The 24,821-nt window shown below is 59.1% G+C and carries 24 protein-coding genes; all 24 read right to left on the bottom strand.

Annotated elements, in window-relative coordinates; all coding sequences use genetic code 11:
- Positions 1 to 43: 43 nt before the first annotated feature.
- The gene (locus tag AC07NT_RS16440; protein WP_498600023.1) at positions 44 to 1,822 is read right to left on the bottom strand and encodes an ABC transporter ATP-binding protein; all 1,779 of its coding nucleotides are present in this window, start codon (positions 1,820 to 1,822) and stop codon (positions 44 to 46) included.
- Between the two features lie 18 nt (positions 1,823 to 1,840).
- Complete coding sequence (gmd, locus tag AC07NT_RS16445; protein WP_498600021.1) at positions 1,841 to 2,941, bottom strand: GDP-mannose 4,6-dehydratase; 1,101 nt, start codon at positions 2,939 to 2,941, stop codon at positions 1,841 to 1,843.
- A 105-nt stretch (positions 2,942 to 3,046) separates the two neighbouring features.
- Positions 3,047 to 4,387, bottom strand: a complete 1,341-nt coding sequence (locus AC07NT_RS16450; RefSeq protein ID WP_498600019.1) for an MBL fold metallo-hydrolase — start codon at positions 4,385 to 4,387, stop codon at positions 3,047 to 3,049.
- A 61-nt stretch (positions 4,388 to 4,448) separates the two neighbouring features.
- Positions 4,449 to 5,639 carry an acyl-CoA reductase gene (locus tag AC07NT_RS16455; RefSeq protein ID WP_498600017.1) on the bottom strand — a complete coding sequence of 397 codons (1,191 nt, stop codon included), beginning with the start codon at positions 5,637 to 5,639 and terminating at the stop codon, positions 4,449 to 4,451.
- Between the two features lie 7 nt (positions 5,640 to 5,646).
- Positions 5,647 to 6,759 carry a LuxE/PaaK family acyltransferase gene (locus AC07NT_RS16460; RefSeq protein ID WP_498600015.1) on the bottom strand — a complete coding sequence of 371 codons (1,113 nt, stop codon included), beginning with the start codon at positions 6,757 to 6,759 and terminating at the stop codon, positions 5,647 to 5,649.
- A complete protein-coding gene (locus AC07NT_RS16465; protein ID WP_498600013.1) occupies positions 6,759 to 8,180 on the bottom strand; it encodes an AMP-binding protein in 1,422 nt (473 codons plus the stop codon). Before AC07NT_RS16465 ends, AC07NT_RS16460 begins: the two co-directional genes overlap by 1 nt.
- Positions 8,177 to 9,079 carry a transketolase family protein gene (locus AC07NT_RS16470; protein WP_498600011.1) on the bottom strand — a complete coding sequence of 301 codons (903 nt, stop codon included), beginning with the start codon at positions 9,077 to 9,079 and terminating at the stop codon, positions 8,177 to 8,179. Before AC07NT_RS16470 ends, AC07NT_RS16465 begins: the two co-directional genes overlap by 4 nt.
- Positions 9,080 to 9,150: 71 nt before the next feature.
- Complete coding sequence (locus AC07NT_RS16475) at positions 9,151 to 9,972, bottom strand: transketolase (protein WP_498600010.1); 822 nt, start codon at positions 9,970 to 9,972, stop codon at positions 9,151 to 9,153.
- 8 nt (positions 9,973 to 9,980) lie between these two features.
- The gene (locus AC07NT_RS16480; protein WP_498600009.1) at positions 9,981 to 10,748 is read right to left on the bottom strand and encodes an SDR family NAD(P)-dependent oxidoreductase; all 768 of its coding nucleotides are present in this window, start codon (positions 10,746 to 10,748) and stop codon (positions 9,981 to 9,983) included.
- Positions 10,732 to 10,968, bottom strand: a complete 237-nt coding sequence (locus AC07NT_RS16485) for an acyl carrier protein (RefSeq protein ID WP_498600007.1) — start codon at positions 10,966 to 10,968, stop codon at positions 10,732 to 10,734. The genes AC07NT_RS16480 and AC07NT_RS16485 overlap by 17 nt, the downstream gene beginning before the upstream one ends.
- A gap of 52 nt (positions 10,969 to 11,020) precedes the next feature.
- The gene (locus tag AC07NT_RS16490) at positions 11,021 to 11,569 is read right to left on the bottom strand and encodes a GNAT family N-acetyltransferase (protein ID WP_498600005.1); all 549 of its coding nucleotides are present in this window, start codon (positions 11,567 to 11,569) and stop codon (positions 11,021 to 11,023) included.
- Positions 11,570 to 11,613: 44 nt separating this feature from the next.
- Positions 11,614 to 12,645, bottom strand: a complete 1,032-nt coding sequence (gene pseI, locus AC07NT_RS16495) for a pseudaminic acid synthase (RefSeq protein WP_498600004.1) — start codon at positions 12,643 to 12,645, stop codon at positions 11,614 to 11,616.
- A gap of 67 nt (positions 12,646 to 12,712) precedes the next feature.
- Positions 12,713 to 13,717: a hypothetical protein gene (locus AC07NT_RS16500; protein WP_498600002.1), complete on the bottom strand. Its 1,005-nt coding sequence runs from the start codon at positions 13,715 to 13,717 to the stop codon at positions 12,713 to 12,715.
- Positions 13,714 to 14,472, bottom strand: a complete 759-nt coding sequence (locus AC07NT_RS16505; protein WP_498600000.1) for a cytidylyltransferase domain-containing protein — start codon at positions 14,470 to 14,472, stop codon at positions 13,714 to 13,716. The genes AC07NT_RS16500 and AC07NT_RS16505 overlap by 4 nt, the downstream gene beginning before the upstream one ends.
- 15 nt (positions 14,473 to 14,487) lie before the next feature.
- A complete protein-coding gene (locus AC07NT_RS16510; RefSeq protein ID WP_498599999.1) occupies positions 14,488 to 15,792 on the bottom strand; it encodes an aminotransferase class III-fold pyridoxal phosphate-dependent enzyme in 1,305 nt (434 codons plus the stop codon).
- Between the two features lie 136 nt (positions 15,793 to 15,928).
- The gene (locus AC07NT_RS16515) at positions 15,929 to 16,798 is read right to left on the bottom strand and encodes an aldo/keto reductase (protein ID WP_498599998.1); all 870 of its coding nucleotides are present in this window, start codon (positions 16,796 to 16,798) and stop codon (positions 15,929 to 15,931) included.
- Positions 16,795 to 17,955: a UDP-4-amino-4,6-dideoxy-N-acetyl-beta-L-altrosamine transaminase gene (gene pseC / locus AC07NT_RS16520; protein ID WP_498599996.1), complete on the bottom strand. Its 1,161-nt coding sequence runs from the start codon at positions 17,953 to 17,955 to the stop codon at positions 16,795 to 16,797. Before pseC ends, AC07NT_RS16515 begins: the two co-directional genes overlap by 4 nt.
- Before the next feature lies 1 nt (position 17,956).
- On the bottom strand, positions 17,957 to 18,955 hold the full coding sequence (gene pseB, locus AC07NT_RS16525) for a UDP-N-acetylglucosamine 4,6-dehydratase (inverting) (protein WP_498600207.1): 999 nt from the start codon (positions 18,953 to 18,955) through the stop codon (positions 17,957 to 17,959).
- A gap of 84 nt (positions 18,956 to 19,039) precedes the next feature.
- On the bottom strand, positions 19,040 to 19,717 hold the full coding sequence (locus AC07NT_RS16530; protein ID WP_498599995.1) for a class I SAM-dependent methyltransferase: 678 nt from the start codon (positions 19,715 to 19,717) through the stop codon (positions 19,040 to 19,042).
- Positions 19,718 to 19,735: 18 nt separating this feature from the next.
- On the bottom strand, positions 19,736 to 21,163 hold the full coding sequence (locus tag AC07NT_RS16535) for a mannose-1-phosphate guanylyltransferase/mannose-6-phosphate isomerase (RefSeq protein WP_498599993.1): 1,428 nt from the start codon (positions 21,161 to 21,163) through the stop codon (positions 19,736 to 19,738).
- A complete protein-coding gene (rfbC, locus tag AC07NT_RS16540; RefSeq protein ID WP_498599992.1) occupies positions 21,160 to 21,705 on the bottom strand; it encodes a dTDP-4-dehydrorhamnose 3,5-epimerase in 546 nt (181 codons plus the stop codon). The genes AC07NT_RS16535 and rfbC overlap by 4 nt, the downstream gene beginning before the upstream one ends.
- A gap of 13 nt (positions 21,706 to 21,718) precedes the next feature.
- Positions 21,719 to 22,606, bottom strand: coding sequence for a glucose-1-phosphate thymidylyltransferase RfbA (gene rfbA, locus AC07NT_RS16545; RefSeq protein ID WP_498599991.1), 888 nt, complete (start codon positions 22,604 to 22,606; stop codon positions 21,719 to 21,721).
- 11 nt (positions 22,607 to 22,617) lie between these two features.
- Positions 22,618 to 23,523 carry a dTDP-4-dehydrorhamnose reductase gene (gene rfbD, locus AC07NT_RS16550; protein ID WP_498599990.1) on the bottom strand — a complete coding sequence of 302 codons (906 nt, stop codon included), beginning with the start codon at positions 23,521 to 23,523 and terminating at the stop codon, positions 22,618 to 22,620.
- A 95-nt stretch (positions 23,524 to 23,618) separates the two neighbouring features.
- On the bottom strand, positions 23,619 to 24,674 hold the full coding sequence (gene rfbB / locus AC07NT_RS16555; RefSeq protein ID WP_498599989.1) for a dTDP-glucose 4,6-dehydratase: 1,056 nt from the start codon (positions 24,672 to 24,674) through the stop codon (positions 23,619 to 23,621).
- Positions 24,675 to 24,821 lie beyond the last annotated feature (147 nt).

The raw sequence follows: 24,821 nt of genomic DNA on the forward strand, positions 1-24,821 counted from the left end.
TCCATCCATGTCCAACACACTCGAGCCGCATGTGCACGAGGGATCACACAGTGAGCACCACTTCCTCGTAGGAGCCCACCCGACTCACCCGGCCATTCGCCAGCTCGATGACTTGCGAGCAATTCCTCAACGTTGTCACACGATGCGCAATGACCAGTATCGTCAGCTCGTGACTCAGGTTATCTATAGCCTGCATCACTGACTCTTCGGTTTCGTTGTCGAGCGCGCTGGTGGCCTCGTCAAACACCAGCACGTCCGCCTGCTTATAAAGCGCCCGAGCAATTCCAATCCGCTGCCGCTGCCCGCCCGACAGTCGGCCGCCACGCTCCCCTACGACCGTCTGGTATTTCTGCGGCCAGCTTTCTATCAACCCGGCGAGTTGCGCTTGCTCTGCGGCTCGCCGGACACGCTCCCTGTCAATCTGGTTTCTGGGGACTCCAAGGGCAATATTTTCCTCGATGCTGCAATCCGCCAAGAATATGCTCTGCGGAACGTGGGCGATATGTGCCTGCCAGGCCCGGCGGTTGCCTGCATCGATGGCCTGACCATCAATCTCCAACGCCCCCTTGTCGGGCGAAAGCAAACCCATGACGATGTCCAACAAGGTTGTCTTCCCGCTGCCAGTCTTGCCTAAAAAGCCGATCCTTCCCCCCTTGGGAATGCGGATGCTCAGGTTATCAAGCACCCACGCGCCTTCGGGGGCATAGCGGTAGAACAGCCCCTTCAATTCAATCCGCTCATTGAAAGGCATGGGTTTCGCAACAGGCTCCGCCGCAGAGTTCGGCAGTGGCTGCTCAAGCAATACCAGTGTGTCCTGCAGCGAAACCAAGCCGCCTCGGATGCAGGCCCAGGACCAGTAGGCGTGCTGCAGCAGCGGAAGCATGCGTTGTGCCCCCAGCGCCAATGCACCCAGAACAGGAATGGCCATGGCGACGCCCCCCGCCCCCTGCATCAGACCGTAGGCGAGCCCGGCGATAAGGACCATGCCAAGGGCCTCCATTGCATACCGGGGGCTCTGGCTGATGAACTGGTTGCCGCCTTGGGCCTTGCGCAACTGCAAATCGGCGGTGCGGTAGATATGGCAATAGACTTCTTGTGTCCCGTCGAGCAGTACGTCCCTGATGCCACCCAAGCCTTCCTGCAAAGTCTTGATGACTTCACTCGACTCACCGGCAATCCGCTGGCTATTGGCCAACAGACGGTCACGGGTCAGCCTGATGATGACCATGTAGATGGTTCCAAAGCCACCCATGGCGATCAGGGCGATGATGGGGTTAATCCAGACCAGCGCCCCCAGTATGCCGACCAGCATGATCGTCGAACTGAGAAGTGTCAGCACGGGATCCAGCACATTGTTGATGACCACATTGGTCTTCGTCGAGATGCCGCTGATGATCTCGCTACTGTTTCTAGACACGTGCACCGCATACGGCTGGTACAGCGTGCGGCGATAGATGCTGATGCTCAGATCGGCGCCCAGACCAAATGACAGTCGGGTATTGGTCCATAGGAGAATCAGACGCAGCCCACCGGCGATCAGGGCAGCCCCGCAGAACGCCAGGGTCAGTGGTAGCAACAGTTCACCCGGCTCGGTGTAGCCCATGAACTGCACCAGCGGCTGCGCCAGGCGATGGGTGAACAGCAACTCCGGCGCCGTCAGCACGCCCAAGAACGGCAGCACGGCGCCGAGACTCACGATCTCGGCCACCGAGGCGGCGACCATCAGCACCAGCAGCAGCAATAGTTGGCCGCGCCGTCTGCGGCTGACATGCGGCCACAGCCTTCGCAATAACCCGAGAACCGAGGGTTGGTCTTTCACCATGAGGCGACTGTCTGGCATCTACTCGTGAAAATTCATGGGCTTGTAGCCATGATGCTTTATCAGCTCATCACGCTCAGCCGACTCGAGATCAGCACGCACCATCTCTTTCACCATTTCCATAAAGGTGATCTTGGGCGTCCACCCAAGCTTCTCCCGGGCTTTGCTGGCATTTCCAAGCAATGTTTCAACCTCGGTTGGGCGGTAGTAGCGTGGATCAACCCGAACGATTGCGCGTGTTGCCTGGCCCGAATCATTGAGGAGTAAGCCGACCTCTTCTGCTCCCTCTCCACGCCACTCGATGCTCATTCCAAGCTCTTCGGCCGCAAAGTCGACAAAATCGCGGACACTGTATTGCACGCCTGTTGCAATCACAAAGTCCTCCGGTCTCTCTTGTTGCAGCATCAGCCACTGCATCTCGACATAATCTTTGGCATGGCCCCAATCGCGTCTTGCGTTGAGGTTTCCCAAGTACAGACAGTCCTGCAGTCCCAGCTTGATTCTTGCCAGTGCCCGGGTGATCTTGCGTGTCACGAAGATTTCGCCCCGGACCGGGCTTTCGTGGTTGAACAAGATCCCGTTGCAGGCATACATGCCGTACGCCTCCCGGTAGTTCACCGTGATCCAGTAGGCATACAGTTTCGCAACAGCGTAGGGGCTGCGCGGATAAAAGGGCGTGGTTTCGGTCTGGGGCGTTTGCTGCACCAGGCCATACAGCTCGGAGGTCGAGGCTTGGTAGAAGCGGGTTTTCTTTTCAAGCCCCAACAGGCGAATCGCCTCGAGCACACGCAATGCACCCAGCGCATCGGAATTTGCCGTGTACTCCGGCTCTTCAAAACTCACAGCCACATGCGACTGTGCGGCGAGGTTGTAGATCTCGTCAGGCTGCGTCTGCTGAATTATCCGCACAAGGCTGGACGAGTCCGTCATGTCACCATAGTGAAGAATCAAGCGAACATCCTGTTCGTGGATGTCTTGATAGAGATGATCGATACGATCGGTATTGAATGAAGACGCACGCCTGCGCAGGCCATGAACCTCGTAACCTTTGTCCAGCAGCAACTCCGCCAGATAGGCACCGTCCTGACCGGTAATTCCAGTAATCAGTGCACGCTTTCTCATGTTCTATTTCCTAATACAAGTCAGTCGCGCAGTTCTCGGTGCACGGCATCAATTGGACAGCCTCGGACAATAAGTCTCCGCTTTGGCCATGTTCTTTACATGGGCCTATGCAAGACTCTTCACCTGTTCGTCTCTCAAGGCCAGGTAGTTGAGCGAGAAGAAGTCCGTCGGGAAGTGCCGATTTGGTCGACGTTCATAGAGACACAGCGAGCCCAGCACGCCATTCCATACAAAGCGCCGAGTCAGACAACCGCACAGGGCACGCTGATCGATGTGGATGATCAGATCTCCAGCCTCTTTGTCGTTGGACTCATAAAGTTGATAGCCTCCAAGCCAGCGCGCTTGGTCGGGCTTGCCGTCTTTCACGGCCAATTCTTTGTAGACCTCGAAGCGGATGGACTGCGTAATATTAAGCGCATCCGCCTGGACTTTTCGCAACCAGTTCTCTCGAGCAGCGTCCATCATCTCGACGACTTTTGCGTAAGGCGGCGCGACGACCACTTCGTAGTCGTACGGATCGGCGCTGTGCATGCGAATAGCCTTCTGCAGGTCAGCCTCGATCGGCATGACCGCCGGGCCGGTCCGGATCTGTGTCTTTCCCGCCGGCATCTCGATGGAGTAGCCGCCCTCCAGCGCCAGAGGTTGCACCCTGAGATTCAATTGTTTGATCAGTTGATTGATCTCTTGAAAGCTGGGCTGCGCGATGTTGTCGCCGTAGATACTCAGCCACCCGGGAATCAGATAGGTGCCCCCGGCCGGGAAGTAGCAAGTGGGGTCCAGCAGCCGCAACCAGGCCATCAGTTCGTCCAGTGAACGCTCAACAATTCGACGCTTTTCACCCGCCTGATCGATGCCCAGGAACAATTGGGGATACTCACCAGCGGCGCCGCACATCAGGCAGGCAATGTCGATTCGACCCATATGATCGACGATCCAGTCTCGCACCTGGGTCACGTCCGCAGTCGACAGCGGGTTATCAACCTGGTTAAAGAACACCGCCCCGTCTGCCTTGAAAGCGATGGAGGTGTCCAAGTCATAGTTCACATCATCATCCAGACCAGATGAGTTGCTGGTCATCTGCGGAAAGACAGCAACCTCAAAAGGGCCAAAGCGGTTGGCCGCAAACGGATCGACCTCATGTATGCGCGTTACCCCCAGCTTCTTGAGGCGCTCTCGCATCACCGGCGCCCGGAAGCGCTTGATGATGAAATCCTTCCCCAGCAAGTCAAGGGATTTCAGGGTGGCGGCGTGGAAATGATCGTCGTGAAGATGTGAGAGGTAGACCCATCGCGCGTCGGACAAGTGTTGCGCGAGTTGTTCGGCAGGATACTCCGGGAAACTCTGCCACCCCCCCGTATTTGCCTTTCCCATCCATGGGTCGCACACGATGCGCTCGCCCTGAGACTCGACAGATATGAAGGAATTGCTGAAATGAGTGATCTTCATAGCCAACTATGTTCAAAGAGTCGCCACCCCTTGCACAAGGGCAGGTGGGCCGCGAAGTCCATCAGGAGACTGTTATGAGGCGGCTTAATGTATGCACAAGATTGTAGCCATCCCACTCCAGCGAAAAATCAAGCGTCCGCCCAATGGGAACTATGCGGTCGATGCCGGCAAGACGCCCTTTGACGACGAGTTCCTGCAAAGCGGCTTTGTCTAACCCCGCATAAGATAAGGTCTGATAACGGCGACTGACTATCGGCAGGATCCGATCGAGTTCCTCGATGTGGCTTTCAAAAAAGAGCCCGCAATTGCCATGCCAATCCTCGATTCCCGGCTCAAGCCCGGTGAGTTCCAGTCTGCTGATGAGGTTGTCACCGCCCATGATGATGTGGCTTTCGGCATGCAGGGCGGCATATCGCAGCGCAGTGGCCCACTTGTCCACTGCGGACTTGGGCTCAAGTCGGTACCGCCCTTGGGCATAGGAGTGCAATTCGCTCCAAAAGACTTCTCGAGCCCGATCCACGGGACCTCGGGCACCCAACCACAAGACGAGATGAGGGGCAGTGCATGCGTTTTGGTCGAACAGATAGGTATCGTTGTAGAAGCCTCTAGCGATCAAAGCATGATCAGACTCGCTCAGGTATTTGTCGGCGCCAATCACGCATGCGGAATACCGGTCTGCGAACGTGACATCAAAGGCGCGAGACGCGACTTGGTGCCGACGGATGTTGTTGATGGTTGCATCCCCCCCCCATATCACGCGCACATCGCATGCGCCGGAAAAATCCGCCGTGGCGCTTTGATCAGTGCGGTCATATCGCACCAACCGTATATGGTCGCGCAGCCCCTGATGCGATTTCCGATTCATCACGGCGTCAGTGAGCTCAGCAATGATGCCAACCTGGACAAATTCCTCGCTCGGCACCCGCACGATATTGGCATTGCCCGCAAGAAGCCCTGCCGCGAGAGAATAGGCGAAGTTCACCGGAACATTGCCAGGCGCAATATGGAACACAACACCACGCCCGAGCCTTCGATCAAGGTCGCGATAGTCACGCTGCATGGCCGCCAGCGATGCACGCCGGCACCAAAACCCGAACGAGTACACGTCCGGGAGAGAGCGCACACGGGGATCGGATACGAGGGCCTCCGAAAGATCGCCGAGGAAGGCCACGACTTCCGGGGAAAATGGTCGCAACGGCCGGGCGTGGCGAATTGACAGCAAGTCCCCCCCCGCCGGGGCCAGAACCTGCACGCGACTCCTACCCTCCATGAGTCAGCCTTTCATGGTTCGTGGCTGTTCCAGTGGCGTAAGTATCACTGCAGCCACGAAGTTCGGCATCCTTGACACGACCGATCACCCGAAAGTACTTGCCCAGCCTCCCGCACTTGCAATCGTCCTCGCCGAGCATGACACCCTCATCTTCAGTGAGCAAGGCATGCCCGGGATAACTGCCGGGCAACATAGACAATACTTCGATGAGACCGGTCTCACCCACGTCGGCCAGAGAGAAGTCGTAGGGACGTCGAACAATGACGTCGGAATAAATCGAGGCGTGTAGATGCCCCATCTCGCATTCGATGAAGATGGAACCCGTCTGCTCCACCATGCCGTAATAGTCATGCACCTTGGCAATCCCGCACACCTCCCGCAAACGCTCACGGAATACCGAGGAGGTCACCGCATCCCGGACCAGCGTCTTCCACCCGCCGCCGTGAATCAAAATGGCATTGGACAGGTCGAGCTTGCCCTCCCTGGCAACCAACTCCTTGTACAGATGCTGCCAAACCATAAAAGTGAAACCGAACAGCAACACCGGCGAGCCGGCGTGCTTTTCTAGAAATCTGGACAAGCCCTCCATGTCCAGCCGCATATCATTGTCCAGCGCAAATATTCTGTCGCGGGCAAAGATCGAGAAGCCCAGGATCCCTGCTCCCCGGGCAGAGAACAGCGCGCGATCCTTGATTACTGCCGGGCTGTCTACCACGATCATCGGCATCCGCTGGGCTCCGGTCACGGCATGCACAATGCGGGTCAGCACCTTGGTCTGGTTCGCCGACGTGGACCGATCCAGATAGATGCGCGACGGCACCTGGCCCGTGGTCCCACTGGACGTCATCGTCTTGACGATCTCTTCACGCGGGACGCTGAAAAGTTCAAGCTCCTTGAACAGCCGAACCGGAAGAAAGGGGATATCGGCCGTCGATTTTGCTGCGCTAGGATTGAATCCAAGGGCATCGATCATCTGCCGATAAGGCAGACATCGCTCCGCATGGCTCATCGTCAAATCGACAAGTCCCTTGGTGAGCATCGCCATTTTCGCATTGCGGTCAAGTGAATAGGGCGGCAGCGTATGCCAGGCAGTGAGATCCATCACGCGGACACCTCCTCAACGCTCAGCGCTCGGTAATCAATCTTGCCCGCGGTGGTACGCGGCAGTTTCGATACTACACGTACCTGGTAGGCGGATGCATGGATGGCCGTTCGCTCAGCGAGAAAGCGCGGCAACTCAGCCTGATGTCGACCGTCAGTGATCCAGACCGTCACACGATCATCGATGCCGGAACATGCCGCTTCGGCAACCAGGTCAAGGCAGATCTGCTCCAGATCCTCGAGACTCACACGCTTTCCAAATAACTTCACGAAGCGACTGAGGCGGCCGGTGACGTAGTAGTACCCGTCCGTGTCTCGCCGGGCGAGATCGCCAGTTAGCAGCACTCCGTTCCGTTCATCGCCCTTACAAAGATCCGCGCGGTGCTCGGCGTAGCCCATGGTGACGTTAGGGCCGCGATAACCGAGCTGGCCCTCGATACCGATCTGCGCGATCTCATGACCCTCCTCATCGACCAAGAACAGCTCGCCGCCGGGGATTGCCACGCCAATACTACCGGCCTTCTCGAGCGCTCGCTCCGAGGGAACGTAACTCATTCTTGCCGTAGCCTCTGCCTGGCCGTACATCACATAGAAGTCGATCCCTACACGCACAGCATATTCCGCGAACTCCTTTATCAGGGCCTCCGACAGTTTGCCTCCCGCCTGCGTCAAGGTCCGCAGGGACCCTGGGGCCTTGCGCGCGAACCCCAGGCGCCGAAGCATCTGGTAGGTGTATGGAACCCCGGCCAAAGAAGACCCCCGGGCTTCGGCAAAGAATTGCCAGAAAGGCTTCTCCATGACCGACCGTTCGGTAACCAGCAGGGTTGCGCCTGCGTGAAGGTGGCTACTGAGCACGGAGAATCCGTAGGTGTAATGGAGCGGCAGACTGGTAATCGGGCGGTCGTCCGGGGTGATGCGCAGGTAAGCCGCTATCGCCTCCGCGTTGGCTTGCAAGTTGCGCCGGCTTTGCCGGACAAGCTTGGGACTGCCGGTGCTGCCGGAGGTACCCAGCAGCAGTGCGAGGTCTTCATGCAACGGAGGAATCTCAGAGTCATTCCTGGCCGCAAGCATCGCATAGTCCATGATGCGCAACAGGCCCGCGTAGTCCGTGCGCTGATCTTCCATACCGGCCGGCACGACGAGCAGCTCCGGTCGATACCGGATCACGTACCGATCAATCGTCTCCCCGCTTGCACCGGCATCCAGCAGGATCGGCACCACACCGTGGCGCAGCATGGCCACAATGGCCGCAATGCACCCGAGCGAATTGCAAGTCAGGACCAGCGCGACCGTCCTGGATGGGGCTCTCTCAGCGAGCGCTGCCGTGGTTTCGAGCAAGGCCCCATAGGAAAGCTCGCGCCCAGCATCATCGATTGCTGCAGGACGCCCCGCAGGAAACGACTCCAGGGAAAACAGGCTCACGCGACGCTGCTCCAACGATCACGGATGGCGGTGGCAATCTGGGGGGCGGTCAGGCCCGTCTCAGCAAGCAAGTGCCGATAGTCGCCAGCGTGCGGGAAGTAGTCGCGAACCCCGATGATCAGTTGCGGAGGAACAGATGCAAACTGGCTCTTGTGCTCGGCAACTGCCGCGCCAAGCCCCCCGATAACGCTGTGCTCCTCCACCGTCACGACCAGGCGCGCAGATGCATAGACGTCCCGCAACGTCTCTGTATCCAGTGGTTTGATCGTGTGCATATTGACCACGCCCACGCGCAGCCCTTCGGATTCCAATAGTTTGGCCGCCTCCAGCGATTCGTGAACAGCTGGCCCCGTGGCGACGATTGTGAGATCGTCGCCACGGCGCAGTCGAATGGCCTTGCCTATGGAGAACTCATAGTCCTCCGTGTACACGATGGAGTGAGGGACACCGCCGCCAAGCCGCAGGTAGGCCGGCCCCTGATGCTGGGCAAGCGCCAGCACGGCCTTGACAGTTTCGCCACAATCGGCGGGAGATATGACTGTCATGTTGGGGATGGCACGCATGAACGCAATATCTTCCAAACTGATATGCGTAGGCCCTAGCACCCCAACCGAGAAGCCCGCCCCCATGCCTACCAACTTGACGCCCAGCCCCATGTATCCCATATTGACGCGGACTGGGTCTGCACTGCGCGCCGCCGCAAAGGTGGCATATGTCGTCGCGAAAGTGGAGAAACCTTCATTGCACAAGCCTGCAGCCATGCCGACCATGTGCTGCTCAGCGATGCCGACATTGATGAGCCGATCCGGATAAGCCGCAGCAAAACGGTCCAGCCCCGAAAAGTTACGAAGGTCAGCCGTCACGATGAGCGTCTCAGGGTTGACGTCCGGCAGTCCCATCGCCGTGAGTCCAAAGGTTCCAGCCGACCCCAGCATAGACCACGTCCGGAGATTGGCCCGGGTAAAAGCAGTCATAGATGCACCGCCCTTTCCGCGGTCAGCTCATCAAACTGCGCCTGGGTCAGACGGCTGTGGTGCCAAGCCGGGTTGTGTTCCATGAACGGGACGCCCTTGCCCTTCACCGTATTGGCAATGATGACGGTAGGTTTGCTTTCGCGCCTGTCAAACGCTTCCAGCAGTTCACTCACGTTATGTCCATCCACAACGTGTGCCTGCCAGCCGAAGCTCTCCCACTTCTCGGCCATCCCGTCCATGTTCAATATTTCCCGAGTGGGACCGTCGTATTGCAGCCCGTTCTTGTCCACGATGGCCACGAGATTTGAAAGGCCGAAATGGGCCGCCGACGCGGCACTCTCCCAGACCGACCCTTCATCGCACTCGCCATCACCCATCAGCACGAACACTCTGGATGTGTTGTTACCACGTTTGCGTAGCCCCATCGCCGTTCCAGCGCCCAATGCCAGCCCCAGCCCCAAGCTCCCGCTAGAAAACTCAATCCCCTTGTCAAGATTCATGGATGGGTGTCCATACAGGAAAGTGTGATTACTCTTGAAAGTCATCAACTCTTCGTCGGTCACGAAGCCTGCCTGCTTGAGAGCCGCGTAGTAGGCCATCGCGCCATGCCCCTTGCTCAGAATGAAGCGGTCGCGCTCCGGCCAGCGAGGGCGGGCAGGATCTACACGCATGACTGACAGGTAAAGCACCGCCATGATTTCGACCAGCGACAATCCGCCACCGAAATGGGCGCCATTCGATCCGGTCTTCAGACCCATGCGCAGGATGTCATAACGAATCTCTTGCGCGGCCCGCTCACAGGCCTCAATTGCGCTCACTGAAGGTTTCATACACCGCCCCCATCCACTCGGACAACCTGACCGTTCACGAACGATGCCGCGTCTGATGCTAAGAAGAGCGCGACTCGCGCGACCTCCTGGACCAAGGCCATACGCCGCATGGCACTGCTCTCGACCATTCGTGCACCCGCTTTCTTTTCCATCCTCGTCGCCATCTCGGTGTCGGTAAGTCCGGGCGCCACCGCGTTGACCCGAACCCCTAGCGGGGCCACCTCGGCAGCCAGCGTCTTGGTGAACGCCATGAGTGCGGCCTTGGAGGTACCGTAGGCGACGTTGCCGGCAGAGAGGTCCAGCCCCGCGATCGAGCCGAAGTTGACGATCGCACCGGATTTCTGGCGCACCATCCGACGCACGATAAGCTGGGTCAACTCCAACTGGGCAAAGAAATTGATGTCGAAAACCTCTCGGACCGTGGCGAGCGGCGTCATCTGGAACAGCCCGCCATGGGCAATGCCGGCGTTGTTGACCAGCACGTCGATCCGACGCCCGGCAGGCAACACGCCATTGACAGCGGCTTTCATGGCATTGACATCCCCAAGGTCGAACGCAATGCGATCCACTTGAACACCATACCGGCCGGCCAGGGCGCGCATATCCTCTGCGAAGACATCTGTCTCGTTACGACTATGCACGATCAGCCCCCCCCCTGCCGCGGCGAATTCCTCGGCAAGTGCCCGACCGATGCCCCTATTGGCCCCGGTGATGAGAATCGTCTTACCGACGAATGTGGGCGTGGCCCTAGATGTTGACTCCATACTTTCGAAGTATTTCCATACCCTTCTCGTAACTGGAAAAATCCAGGATGTCCTCCATTTCGAGGGCGATCCCGAATACCTCCTCGAGCTCGGTCATAAGCTGCATATGCCCTACCGAATCCCAACCCGCGACAGCTTGATAAACCAAGCCGGGAAGCTGATCTTCGGCGACCCCCATCACCTCAACGAACGCTGCGTTGTATTTCTTCAGTTCCGTCATTTCATTTCCTCGAACTCATTCCTCGATACACCCTGCCGTACGTCGAGGTACGTCACCAGGGGTTCAACCGTTCCGTCCTGTCCATCAGTTTGAGCAACTGAGGGGCCTGGGCAGTATTTTGCTCCCATTGAGAGCGAGTTATCTCAATTTGCTCCATGTCCTGCCCGCATCCAGCCGACGGACCGCATCGATTGAGGCCAAGCAAGGCATTCAGCCTGATCGCGCCATGGTTGTCAGCCCGCTGACAACCATAGATGCGGTCGATACCGTAGGTTCTGAACATGTAGTCCATGCCATGAAAGACCACATTCAGGGCCAGAAATCTCTGCCGCGTATAGGCACTGACCCAGAATCCGCCCAGCGCGGAGCCATCAGCAATATCGTTGAGCGAGTAGACACCCGAAAAACATCCTGCGCGCTCGATCCGGACATAAATGGCTTTGTCATTCCGCTTCAATGAATCCATGAAGCGCCGATGTTCGTCCGGGGTGATGCGCCGGTCGGATGTCATCCAGCGTCGCACCTCTTCATCGTTGCGCCCCTGCAGCACCTCGTCGGACTCCTGCTCGGTCAGATCCGTGAAGTTCTTGAAACTGTACATGGGACTCATCGATCATCCCGGCCTTTGCGACCTGCGAACCTGGTTCACGGAATGTCCTGGCTGCCCAAGGGCTCTCCCAGGGCGATACTGCGTCCGGAGGGCTTGCCCAGGAGGCCCTGAAAATAACGCGGATGCAGTCCGTACCCCGGCCGGATGACACGGATGTTCTCTTCGGTGAAAATCTCGCCAGCCGCGATGTCGCGAGCAGCATAGATAGACCTCTTTCCCGCACTGACCTTGCCCTCGGCCTCTTCCAGGCCGTAGAACACGCGACCCAACGCATCAAACGCGCGGTTGGTCTCTGTCACCAAGCTGGCGAACTCTTGGGGCTCCATGGAAAACGACGAATCGACCCCGCCATCGGCGCGCGACATCGTGAAGTGCTTTTCAATACAGGTGGCCCCGAAGGCGATGGAGGCCACCGCCACGCCGATACCGAGCGTGTGGTCCGAAAGCCCCACGTCGCAGCCAAACAAGGCAGCCATATGGGGGATGGTGCGCAGGTTGATTTCCTTGGGGTCAGCCGGGTAGGCACTTGTGCATTTAAGCAGCGTCAGATCCTTGCAGCCATACTTGCGCAGTGTGTTGACTGCCTCGTCAATCTCCGAGACGGTAGAGCCACCTGTCGACATGATCACAGGCTTGCCGGTTTCTGCCACGGCCTGCAACAGTGGCACATGATTAATTTCGAACGATGCCACCTTGTAGATCGGGTTATCCAAGGTTTCCAGAAACTCCACGGCCTTGGTGCTAAATGGCGTAGAAAAACAGGGGATGCCTTCCTCCCGCGCAACTTGGAACAGCTCTTGGTGCCAGTCCCAAGGCGTACTCGCTTCTTCGTAGAGGTCATAGAGCTCACGACCGAACCAGGGCGAACTCGCCTCTTTGATGGTAAAGGCGCCCCGAATCGTCAGACACGCCGGGGTATAGGTTTGCAGCTTGATAGCAGACGCGCCAGTCTTTGCTGCAGCTCGAACCAGGTCAATGGCCCGCGCCTTGGATTGGTTGTGATTGCCGGACAACTCCGCAATCAGAAAAGGTTTATCTCGGTGTGGAATTCGATTCGTCTGTTCCATGGCTGCAAATCGCTAACGTACAAAAATATTGAAGAATGTGGGTGGAGCGCTTTCAGAATGGCCGCTCTTACGCAAGGACCGCTTCTACGACTTCCCCGACCCCCGTTTGAGCCGATTCGACGTACCTCCGCTGACGCTGAATCATCCGACCGACCTGACGACTCACACGACCGCAGGCCTGCTTCAAGCGACCGCTCGTCACGTGGCGCAAATCACCCACGTTGACGATCAACCCCCGACGATCATAGAAATCGAGCGAATTACGCTGATTGTCCGCGACCCAGCCCGAAATCAACGGGCAACCGGCGGCAAAGGCCTCAAGCATCAAGGTGCTGGCCGGTGCGACGAGATACCGCGCCCGCCGGTAAAGCCCCATCATGTGGCCAGCGTCCAAGCCGCTAAAGAAACGTAGCTTGCTTCGACATTGACCCGATCGGCGCACCACTTTGGTCACCGGCAAACGTCGACCCGAAAGCACCCACACCGGGGTTCGCGGATCGACCAGGGTCAGCCTCTGCAGCATTTCGACAACCCACTGCTCCTGCCTGGTGCCACCCACAGCAAGTACGACTGCCTGGCGTGGAACCGGACGATCCATCAGCCGCGCTGCCGCCCTGATTTCGGGTCGCAACAAGAGGTAGCGGCCACCCAGGTACAAGCGGGAACCCTCTCGAAGTCGAAACTGATTGGCGTTGACGCCTTCGTTGTAGCAAATCACGATGTCGGCAACATACTGGACATCGCGAAGATCATCAATGCACACGGTACGACACGGGCGGGCATCCACAAGGCGCCGCCAGAATGCATCGTCGAATTGGTAACCGTCAACCACGACAACGTGGCCTCTCCAGTCCATCTGAAGAAAGGCCTCGTCATCCAGTAGCTGTACTACCTGAATGCCACCACGCTCAAGCGCGGCCCTCGTGACCCCGCGAATACTGCGACAGCAAAACGAGACCTGAGCGCCAGCCAGCAGTAGGGCGTCCGCGAGTGCACGACAGCGCGACATATGGCCGAAGCCGATCTGCGCCGATTCATCAACCCGAAACGTCACCTTTCCAGAGGAGGTCACGCAGACGCTCCATCAGCGGCAATTGACTTCAGCAACCCCTCATTGCGCACGATGCCTTGGTTGGTCTGCATCATTGCAGGCTCGCGCTCCAGTATGTCGAGAATGTCTTGCGTCAGAAACGGTTGTCCGTCCGGACGCTGAAGTCTCTCGAAAATCGCCTGCAGAAATACCAGATCGCGTGGCTCATCCAGCGTCCAGCGATGATGCCCAAGCCCCTTGAATTTTTCCAAACTGCCGATGCGGAACCACTCGGGATGATTCACCACGTACGGCCCAACGTGCTCGCGCTCCGACTTGAGCGTCGCCTCCTGCCAAGCCCGCTCCAACGCAGAGAAGGAGAAGACAGCGCAATCCAACCCATCCGGAAACTCGCCCCCCAGATAGTACAGATCGTAGTGGCCCGAGGTGAAACCGCGCACGACCTCGTCGATGATGGTCGGGTCCAAGGCGGGGCAGTCAGCCGTGATGCGGACAACCGCATCGGCTCCGGCCAGCTTGGCACACTGATAGTAACGGTCCAGAACATCTTCGAGGCTGCCGCGGAAAACAGGAACAACCCGGCTGCGGCACCACTGCTCCAGAACATCGTCGGACGCATGGTCGGAGGTAGCCACGATGACCTTATCAAGGGTATTGCATGCCGACAGGCGGTCGACCACATGCGCAAGGACTTCCCGTCCCGCCAACGGCAGCAAAACCTTGCCCGGCAGGCGGGTGGAGCTCATACGAGCCTGGATGATGCAAACAACGCGCATAGGCAATGCAACAGGTCAATTTAGGCGCTTGAAACCGGCATGACACACAGGCCCCTTAAGCAAAGACATCACGTCACGGCCGTCCTCACACTCCTTGATCAGGCGGAAGATAGGTTCCAGAGCGTCGAAATAGCCATCAATGACCTCTGGGGTATGGTCGGTGCATACATACACCCCCGTTGTCGCCAAGTAACCCTTGGCAAGCATCTCCTGAGTAATCAACGTCTTGTACTCCAGCGCCTTCGGGCTTTTGATGGTAAAGCCAGTGAGCGCAGGCAGACCCCAATGATCCAGCTCCAATCCCGTCGCTTCGGCCAGAGCCTGCCAGCGCGCCCGGATTGCCAGGCCAGTCCTGGTGATGGTCTCCCAAGATTTGACTCGTTCCATGACTTCCAAGGTCTTCAGTGCAGCGGTTGGGCCGATGCGCTCAGTCCAGAAAGTACTGCTGATGAACGTGGACTGTGCCGCCTCCATCACTTCCCGTCGGCCAATAGTCGCAGTGATCGCATAACCATTGCCCAGCGCTTTGCCGAACATGGCCATATCCGGTTCGACGCCATAAAGCTTGTGCAGGCCGCCAAAGGTCTGCCGAAAGCCGGAAGTGCACTCGTCGAAGACCAGCACGATACGCCGCTCGGTAGCCAGCTGCCGCACCTTTTGCAGAAAGTCGTTTTCGGGCCCGCGGTTGCGCGAAACCTCCATTTTTATCACGCCTATATCGTGTTGGTCGACCAAGGCCTTCAGTTCCTCGAAGTTGTTGTAGTTGAACGGAAAGACAGTGCCTTTCAGATTGCGCGGAACCCCTTTGGGTTCCAAGCCCGGCAAGAGGTGGCCGTCCAGGCCACCTTCGTCGCTTAGGTTGGCGGACAGATACCAGTCATGCCAACCGTGATAGCCACAAATGGCCACCTTGTCGCGACCAGAAGCAGCCCGGGCAATACGAATTGCGATGGCATTGGCTTCGCCGCCTGAACGGGCAAATCGCGCCATTTGAGCCCAAGGATGCATCTCTACCAAGCGCTCGGCGAGGTACACCTCTTCAGGGCAGTTGAGCGTAGACATGTTGCCGGCCTGGACTGTCGCAGCCACAGCGGCATCAACCTCGGGATGGCCATACCCAAGCGTGTTTGTGCCGATCCCCATGATGCACATGTCGGTGTAGCGATTTCCGTCCAGATCCCACACTTGACAGCCTTTGGCCTTGCTGAAATAAGCGGGCCATTGCTCCGGCAGAAACATCTCTGCTCGTTTTGAAAGGAGCATGCTCCCGCCGGGAATCAGATTCTTTGCACGTTTCCAGAGATCTTGGCCAGAATTCATTTCAACACCTCAAACCTAAATAAGTCTACGAAAAACCCACCAAAAGACAAGAACAGCCAACCCCTTCTTGGCATCAGCAGTATCGACCCGTGCAGCAAACCATCACTCCCAGCCCAAGCCACGACGAACGACGCAATCACCCAAGGTCAGCCCATCTCGAAGGATTCACAAGCCTGTCATCATCGGACTCGATGTGTGGCCACTCCCCTGCAAAGGAGGTGCGAAGCGCATCGTATATTTGAATTAGATGCTCAGGGCTGTCCACGCCGACGACTACACGATCCACCTCGTCAAAGGCTTTCGGGAAAGCCAGGCAGGCCTTCAAGGCCGAACAGCCTGTGGATGTCTGCCATTGGTCCCACGCCTGCCAGATCTTCAACCAAGGTGAGAACTTAGCCGGCATGCCATTTATCGGGGTCAGTAGCAGCCCTTGGAGAAAAGCAGAGCGGGTATGCACTTCAACTTGCTGGTCCTTCAGCCTCTTCAACCATCCGGAGCTCAGTAGCCGGCGATCGACCAAGTTCAGAGGCGCCTGGACCAGATCCAATGCCCCTCGCGCAAATACGTCGCCAAGCTCATCGGGCGAGTAGATCGAAACGCCAATCTTCTGGACTTGGCCATTCGCCTTGAAGCCCTCAAGTGCCCGAAAAAGACTTCCTCCATCAGCGCCCAGCAGATCACTGGAACGATGCAAGAGAAGGCCGTGGACCGACTCTACGCCCAATCTACGGAGAGATCCGGACAACTGATCCCGCGCCCAGGCCTCCACATCGCCTACCTGCGCGGGCAACGGGGGAAGCTTGGTCACCACACGAAAATCCCGCACCCCGATCTGCCCCAGCGCCGCCTCCGAGTCACCGTAGGCGATAGCAGTATCTATGTCACCGACGCCGTAGCTGCGAGCCAGGGAAATGATCTCGGCCGCTTTGGCACGCGACACCTGCCCTGACCGGTTGGCGATGCCGTAGGGCAAACCGAATTGAACCGTCCCCAGGGATAGCTTCACGACAGCAAGGCCTCTTCGAGGCCACAGACGACGCGGTCCTGATCGTCACCGGACAAGGCAGGATAAAGAGGCAGACTGATGGCCTCCGTGTAGTACCGCTCGGCCTCCGGAAAATCCCCAGCGGAAAATCCCATGTCTTGGTAGTACGGCTGAGTATGCACGGGTATGTAGTGGACGTTGACCCCTACTCCTTGGGAGCGCATCGACTCAAAGACTTCTCGCCGACCCTTACCGTCTGGCCGGGAAGTCAAGCGTACGACATATAAGTGGAAGCTGGAATACGCATCCGGATGTTGCCAAGGAGTGGCAAGGGGCAAATGCGCAAGCTTTTCGTTGTAACGCCGCACGATCTCATGCCGCTTGGAGACATAGGCCTCTAGGCGGCTCATCTGGCTCAGACCCAGAGCCGCCTGAAGATCGGTCATCCTGTAATTGAAGCCGAGTCCGATCTGCTGGTAATACCAGGGGCCTTCGGAAGCCTTGGTCATTAGCGCGGGATTGCGCGTGATGCCATGACTGCGGAGCAGTTCCATGGCCTGTGCAAGCCCAGAATCATTCGTCAATGCCATCCCTCCCTCGGCTGTCGTAATGATCTTGACCGGGTGGAAGCTGAAGATGGTGATGTCGCTATAGCGGCAATTTCCGACAGGCTCTCCGAGATAACGAGCGCCAATGGCGTGCGACGCATCCTCGATCACCTTGAAGCCATATTTCTTGGACAAATCGTGAATAGCTCTCATTTCGCACGATTGCCCACACATGTGAACTGGTACCACGATCTTCGGAAGACTCCCCATACGCTGGGCGCGCTCAAGCTTGGCCTCCAGAGCAGAAACAGACATGTTGAATGTCAATGGATCGATATCAACGAAATCGACAGTTGCTCCACAGTAGAGGGCGCAATTCGCAGAGGCAACAAAGGTGATGGGGCTGGTCCACAATCTGTCGCCAGGCTTCAGACCAAGCGCCAAGCAGGCGACATGAAGCGCTGAGGTAGCGCTGTTCGCAGCGACCGCGTGCGTTACTCCCGTGTACCTTGCCACCGCGTTCTCGAAGGCAGGAACGGCGGGGCCCTGTGTCAGGAAGTCGGATCGAAGAACTTCCGTAACCGCCGCGATATCGGCCTCAAGAATTTCCTGCCGCCCATAAGGAATCATGTCAGATCTTTCCAATCTTTTCCTGATTGGCCTGAATCCAATCTCGTAGCGACTCGACGGTCATCCACTCGGTGTTATTGTCCGAGCTATAAACAAAGTCTTCAGGCACCCTTCGGCCGTCGCCTATACGCTCCGGATCACTGCTCCAGTTGTGGATGGCGGGAAGTATCTTGTAATAACCATCGTAATCGTAGGTATGGGGCGCATCTTCAACCCCGATCATCTGCTCGTGCAGCTTCTCGCCGGGACGAATGCCAATCATCTCAAGCCGAGCCGAGGGGTCTACCGCTTTTGCGATATCGCCAATCTTCATCGATGGGATTTTCTTCACGTAAACCTCCCCTCCGACCATATCCTCGAAAGCACGCCACACGAGCTCCACGCCTGCCTCAAGCGATATCATGAATCGCGTCATTCGCTGATCGGTAATCGGCAGGCACCCGGTTGATGCACGCTCGATGAAGAACGGGATCACGGAACCGCGAGAACCCATCACGTTTCCGTACCTTACGACGGAGAACCGCGTGTCTTGGCTTCCCGCATACGAATTGCCTGCAATGAACAGCTTGTCCGAGGCCAGCTTGGTCGCGCCATAGAGGTTCACCGGACTGCTGGCCTTATCGGTCGAAAGAGCCACTACACGCTTGACCCCCTGATTAATGCAGGCTTCGATAAGGTTCATCGCGCCAATGACGTTCGTCTTGATGCACTCGAACGGGTTGTATTCCGCGATGGGAACAATCTTGGTCGCCGCCGCATGCACAACGTAATCAATTCCTTTGAGCGCGCGGTTTAGCCGATCTTGATCGCGAACGTCACCAATAAAGAACCTGATGCGTTCGTCCGAGCCGTAAATCTTGGCCATCTCCCATTGCTTCATTTCATCTCGAGAATAGATGACCAGCCTTTTCGGATTAAAGCGAGCCAGCGTCATGGGAATAAACGTGTGACCAAAGGAGCCTGTACCACCGGTAACAAGAATCGACGAATTAGTAAGCATGGCGGGTAATTGAATTTTGTCTGACGGTACTGGCCACTGGAAACGATAGCGGGTTTCGGGCCGCGTCGTCGCCATCCATTGAGTTCACTTTAACGGCTTCCGTGCAAGACCAAAGATCGACCTCGCATGCCCTCTCAGGAATCCAGGCACAGGAAAAGGGGTATCGTTCCGGAACGGGAGCAGGTAATAGGCCTTTAAGAATCTGTTTTTCCCACGGTACCAATGTATGTTCTTGCATCTCAGGCCCGGGAAGGTGGCGGCTGACTCGAAGCCATAAAGCCTCAGCATCTCCGCCAGCGACTCCGGCGTGTACGGTCGAACATGCGTCGGGTCATTGTAGAAATTTTTCCAGTCCAGCTGGAAATTCGGTGTAGACAAATAGACCAGCCCACCCGGCTTCAAACACCTGAATATCTCGGAAATGAAATTTTCCGGCTCCCGGAGATGCTCAATCACTGCGAGGCTTATGGCGATATCGACAGAATTTTCCTCCGCGGGGATTCTGCCAACCTCGAAATCCACATCGGCATAGTCCAGCCCCAGATAATTCCATCCTTGCGCCTCGCACGCGGGCTCTAAAAACCGATCCGCGCACCCTAGGTCCAAGAGCGTAGCCTCGGGGCCAGCCTTGAACCCTATCTCTTCGGCCAGGAGCTTGAGTGTCTGCACCTCCCGGTGGCCCAGATGCTGTCGCGCCGAATCAAGTTGCGCCGTTGTGGTCTTGGACTGCAGATATGCAGCTTTTATATTGCTGTTGGTCATTTTCGATTTGCCGCCGAATCAGCCAGCTGTTCTTCCGTAATCGTCCTCAAAACGAACGATATCGTCCTCGCCAAGATAGGCGCCGCTCTGCACCTCGATGATCTCCAGCGGCTCCTGGCCCGGATTGGCCAGGCGATGCACTTGACCGATGGGAATGTAGGTACTCTGGTTTTCACCCAGCACCATGACCTTGTCGCCATTGGTCACCTCGGCCATGCCGCGGACCACCACCCAGTGCTCGGCCCGGTGGTGATGCATCTGCAACGAGAGCGAGGCGCCCGGCTTGACCATGATGCGCTTGACCTGGTGACGTGCGCCCAGATCGATGCTGTCGTACCAGCCCCAGGGGCGTGCCACGCGACGGTGCTGCACGGCCTGGGACGCGTCGAGCGCCTCCAGCCTGCTCACCACTTCCTTGACCGCCTCGGCATGGGAAGCGTCCGCCACCAGCAGGGCGTCGGGCGTATCGATGACCAGCAGATTGTTCGTGCCCAGCGCCACCACGGGCCGCAGCCCCCCCGCGTGGATATAGGTGTTGTGCGCGTGCAGGTGGTGGGCGTGCTGCGCATCACCACCGGCGCGGTTGCCATCGCTGTCAGGCTCGGCCAGTTGCGCCACGGCGTTCCAGCTGCCCACGTCGCTCCAGACCCCGGCAAAGGGGAAGACACTGACGTTGCCAGCGCGCTCCATCACGGCATAGTCGATGGACTGGCTGCGACATGCTGCAAAGGCCTGGGGCTCAGGCCGCAGAAAATGGCCGTCGCGCCGGGGCTGGTGCATGGCCTGGCGGCAGACCTCCAGGATGTCGGGCGCATGGGCCTGCAGAGCGTCCAGCAGCGCCTGTGCGCGCATCAGAAAGATGCCGGCATTCCAGAGGTACTGCCCGCTGGCCAGGAATTCGAGCGCCTTGTCCTGCGCCGGCTTCTCGACGAAGCGGGCCACCTCGAACCCGGCACCGGCCACCGCCCCCTTCTGGATGTAGCCGTAAGCTGTGCTCGGAAAGCTGGGTTGAACACCAAAGGTCACCAGCCGGCCCGACTGTGCCACCGGAGCCGCGCCCTGCACCATGGCGCAGAAGGCCTGGGCATCGGGAATGTGGTGGTCGGCCGGGCAGAACAGCAGCAGGGCATCGGCCGGTGCGGCCAACGCAGCCAGCGCCATCGCGGCCGCCGTGTTCTTGGCCTGAGGTTCGAGGATCTGTCGCACGGACAGGCCCGCGTGTGTCGCCACGTCCGCCACCAGGAAACGATGCTCTTCGGCCGCCACGCAAGTGATGGATTCGGCCACTCCCTGCGCCAGGGGGGCTACGCGTTCCAGCGTCAGCTGCAGCAAGGACTTCTCTCCGATCAGCGGAATGAACTGCTTGGGGAAGGCCTTGCGTGACAGGGGCCACAGGCGCGTGCCGCTGCCCCCACAGAGGATGACGGGATGGATAACAGTGCTCATGCATAAACCTCGGCCTGCGCCAGCAACTTGCCTTGTTGATCTTTGCTCGAAAGCTGCGGAAAACCCTGGACGGGCCACTGGATGCCAATGGCCGGATCATTCCAGAGGATGCACCGCTCGTGCTCCGGCGCGTAGTAGTCAGTGGTCTTGTACAGGAAATCGGCCGACTCGCTGGTGACCAGGAAACCATGGGCAAAACCGGCCGGCACCCACATCTGGCGATGGTTGTCCTCGCTCAGCTCGGCGCCAACCCACTGCCCAAATGTCGGGGAGCTCTTGCGCAGATCCACCGCCACGTCGTACACACTGCCGCGCACCACACGCACCAGCTTGCCCTGTGCCTGCCTGAGCTGGTAGTGCAGACCGCGCAGCACCCCTTTGGCACTGCGGCTGTGGTTGTCCTGCACGAAGTCCACCTGCAGACCTGTGGCCTGGGCGAACGCCTGTTCGTTGTAGCTTTCGAAAAAGAAGCCGCGGGCGTCACCGAACACCTTGGGTTCGATGACAAGCACGTCGGGAATGGCCGTGGGTATGGCTTGCATGGTGCGCCCCCGGTCAAGCCGGTCGTCTTTCCCTCAGCAGGCGCTGCAGGTACTGGCCATAGCCGTTCTTGGCCAGCGGCTGCGCCAGCTTCTCGAGTTGCCCGTCACCGATCCAGCCATGGCGCCAGGCGATCTCTTCCGGGCAGGCGATCTTCAAGCCCTGGCGGTGTTCCAGGGTGGCGATGAACTGGCTGGCCTCCAACAGGCTGTCGTGGGTGCCGGTGTCCAGCCAGGCATACCCCCGCCCCATCATCTGTACGCTGAGCTGACCCCGGTCCAGGTACATCTGGTTGACCGTCGTGATCTCCAGTTCACCCCGGGCACTGGGCTTGACGGCCTTGGCGATGTCCACCACCTGGTCATCGTAGAAGTACAGGCCGGTCACCGCATAGTTGCTCTTGGGCACCTTGGGTTTCTCCTCGATGCTGCTGGCCTGGCCCTGGGCGTCGAAGGCCACCACGCCGTAACGCTCGGGGTCGTTCACGTGATAGGCAAAGACCGTAGCGCCGCTCGTTTTCGCATCAGCCGCGCCCAACAGGCCCTGGAAGTCATGGCCGTAGTAGATGTTGTCGCCCAGCACCAGCGCACTGGGGCTCTGGCCCAGGAACTGCTCGCCGATGATGAAGGCCTGCGCCAGGCCATCCGGACTGGGCTGCACGGCGTACTGCAGGTTCAGGCCCCACTGGCTGCCGTCACCGAGCAGCTGCGAGAACCGTGGGGTGTCCTGCGGCGTGCTGATCAGCAGGATGTCGCGCATGCCCGCCAGCATCAGGGTGCTCAAGGGGTAATAGACCATGGGCTTGTCGTAGACCGGCAGCAGCTGCTTGCTGATGGCCAGCGTGGCCGGGTGCAGCCGGGTGCCGGAACCGCCGGCCAGGATGATGCCCTTGCGTTGTGTCATGGTTGTTGTGCTCAAAGTATCTCGTCCAGCAAACGCGCCACCCCGGTCTCCCAATGCGGCAGCGTCAGGCCGAAGGTGTTCTGGAACAGGGTGCTGTCCAAGCGTGAATTGTGGGGCCGTTTGGCCGGGGCCGGATAGCCCGAGGTGGGAATGGGCAGGACCTGTTCCGGCCCGGCCTTGAGCTCTCGACCGGCCTCCCGGGCCCGCTGCAGCACGAAGCGCGCATAGGCAAACCAGGAGGTCTCACCAGCGGCCGTCACATGGTAGAGACCCGATGGCGCCGGGTCCTTGCGCTGCATCGGGGGCAGGACATGGCGTATGGCATGGGCCGTCACATCGGCCAGCAGATCGGCGCCGGTCGGCGCGCCGACCTGGTCGTCGATCACCTTCAGCAGCTCACGTTCCGTGGCCAGACGCAGCATGGTCCGGGCAAAATTGCCGCCACGCGTGCCATAGACCCAGCTGGTACGCAGGATCAGGTGCCGGCAGCCGCTGGCAGCGAGGGCCTGCTCACCCTCGAGCTTGGTGCGGCCGTAGACGCTGAGGGGTGCGGCGGCGTCCGACTCTTTCCACGGCGCGCTGCCGCTGCCGTCAAACACGTAGTCGGTGCTGTAGTGGACCAGCCAGGCGCCCAGCTGTGCCGCCTCCCGGGCCAGCGTCGCGGGGGCCAGGGCATTGAGGGTGCGCGCCAGATCAGGCTCGCTCTCCGCCTTGTCCACCGCGGTATGCGCTGCGGCATTGACGATCACCTGCGGCCGCACACGACGCACGGTCTGCGCCAGGCCCTCGATGTCGGTGAAATCGCCGCACAGATCCTTGCTGTCATGGTCCAGCGCCACGACCTCGCCCAGCACCGCCAGGGAGCGCTGCAGCTCCCAGCCGACTTGACCATTTTTCCCAAGTAGCAGGATCTTCATGTCAATGACTTACCCAGCGCACACCACGGAACCCGCTTTGCCGGGCCGTAGGTGTGGTCCCCCTTGAGGGTGAAGACGCGCAGCGGCTCAGGGGGTTATGCATATTGCTTCTGCACCCAGTCGCGGTAAGCGCCGGACTGCACATGCGCCACCCAGTCCTGGTGCTCCAGGTACCACAACACGGTCTTGCGGATGCCGGTCTCGAAGGTCTCGGCCGGTTTCCAGCCCAGCTCCTTTTCGAGCTTGCGCGCGTCGATGGCGTAGCGCCGGTCGTGGCCCGGGCGGTCCTTGACGTAGGTAATCTGCTCGCGGTAACTCTTGCCGTCGGCGCGCGGACGCAGCTCATCCAGCAACCGGCACAGGGTCTGCACGATCTCGATATTGGGCTTCTCGTTCCAGCCCCCCACGTTGTAGACCTCGCCCAGCCGGCCCGCCTGCAACACGCGGCGGATGGCGCTGCAGTGGTCGCGCACATAGAGCCAGTCGCGGATCTGCATGCCGTCGCCATAGACCGGCAGGGGCTTGCCCGCCAGGGCGTTGACGATCATCAGCGGGATCAGCTTCTCGGGGAAATGATAGGGGCCGTAGTTGTTCGAGCAGTTGGTGGTCAGCACCGGCAGGCCGTAGGTGTGGTGGTAGGCGCGCACCAGGTGGTCGCTGGCAGCCTTGCTGGCGCTGTAGGGGCTGTTGGGCTCGTAGCGGTGCTGCTCGGTGAAGGCCGGCTCGGCCGGGGCCAGGGAGCCGTAGACCTCGTCGGTGGAGACATGCAGGAAACGGAAAGCCGCCTTGCCCGCTTCGTCCAGTCCACCCCAGTGGGCCCGCACGGCCTCCAGCAGGCGGAAGGTGCCCACGATATTGGTCTGGATGAAATCTTCAGGGCCGTGGATGGAGCGGTCCACATGGGATTCGGCCGCGAAGTTGAGCACGGCACGCGGCCGGTGCTCGGCCAGCAGGCGAGCCACCAGGACCGGGTCGCCGATGTCGCCCTGGACGAAGACATGGCGCGGGTCACCCAGCAGGGTCGCCAGGTTCTCCAGGTTGCCGGCGTAGGTCAGCTTGTCGAGGTTGAGTACCGGCTCCTCGCTCTGGGCCAGCCAGTCCAGCACGAAATTCGCGCCTATGAAGCCTGCGCCGCCGGTGACCAGAATCATGCATTCCCCCGTGACCCGGTGGCCCTGCTACAGGCGGACTCCGGACGTTTGTAAAGTGTCAAATTATCCCATGGCGCCAGGGCCCCCTGCCCCACTGGCGTTGGGCCCGCAGAGGGCGTAAAGTGCCAAGAACCACTGTCCGAGGAG

The sequence above is a fragment of the Hylemonella sp. GW821-FHT10B10 genome (genome assembly GCF_059415585.1).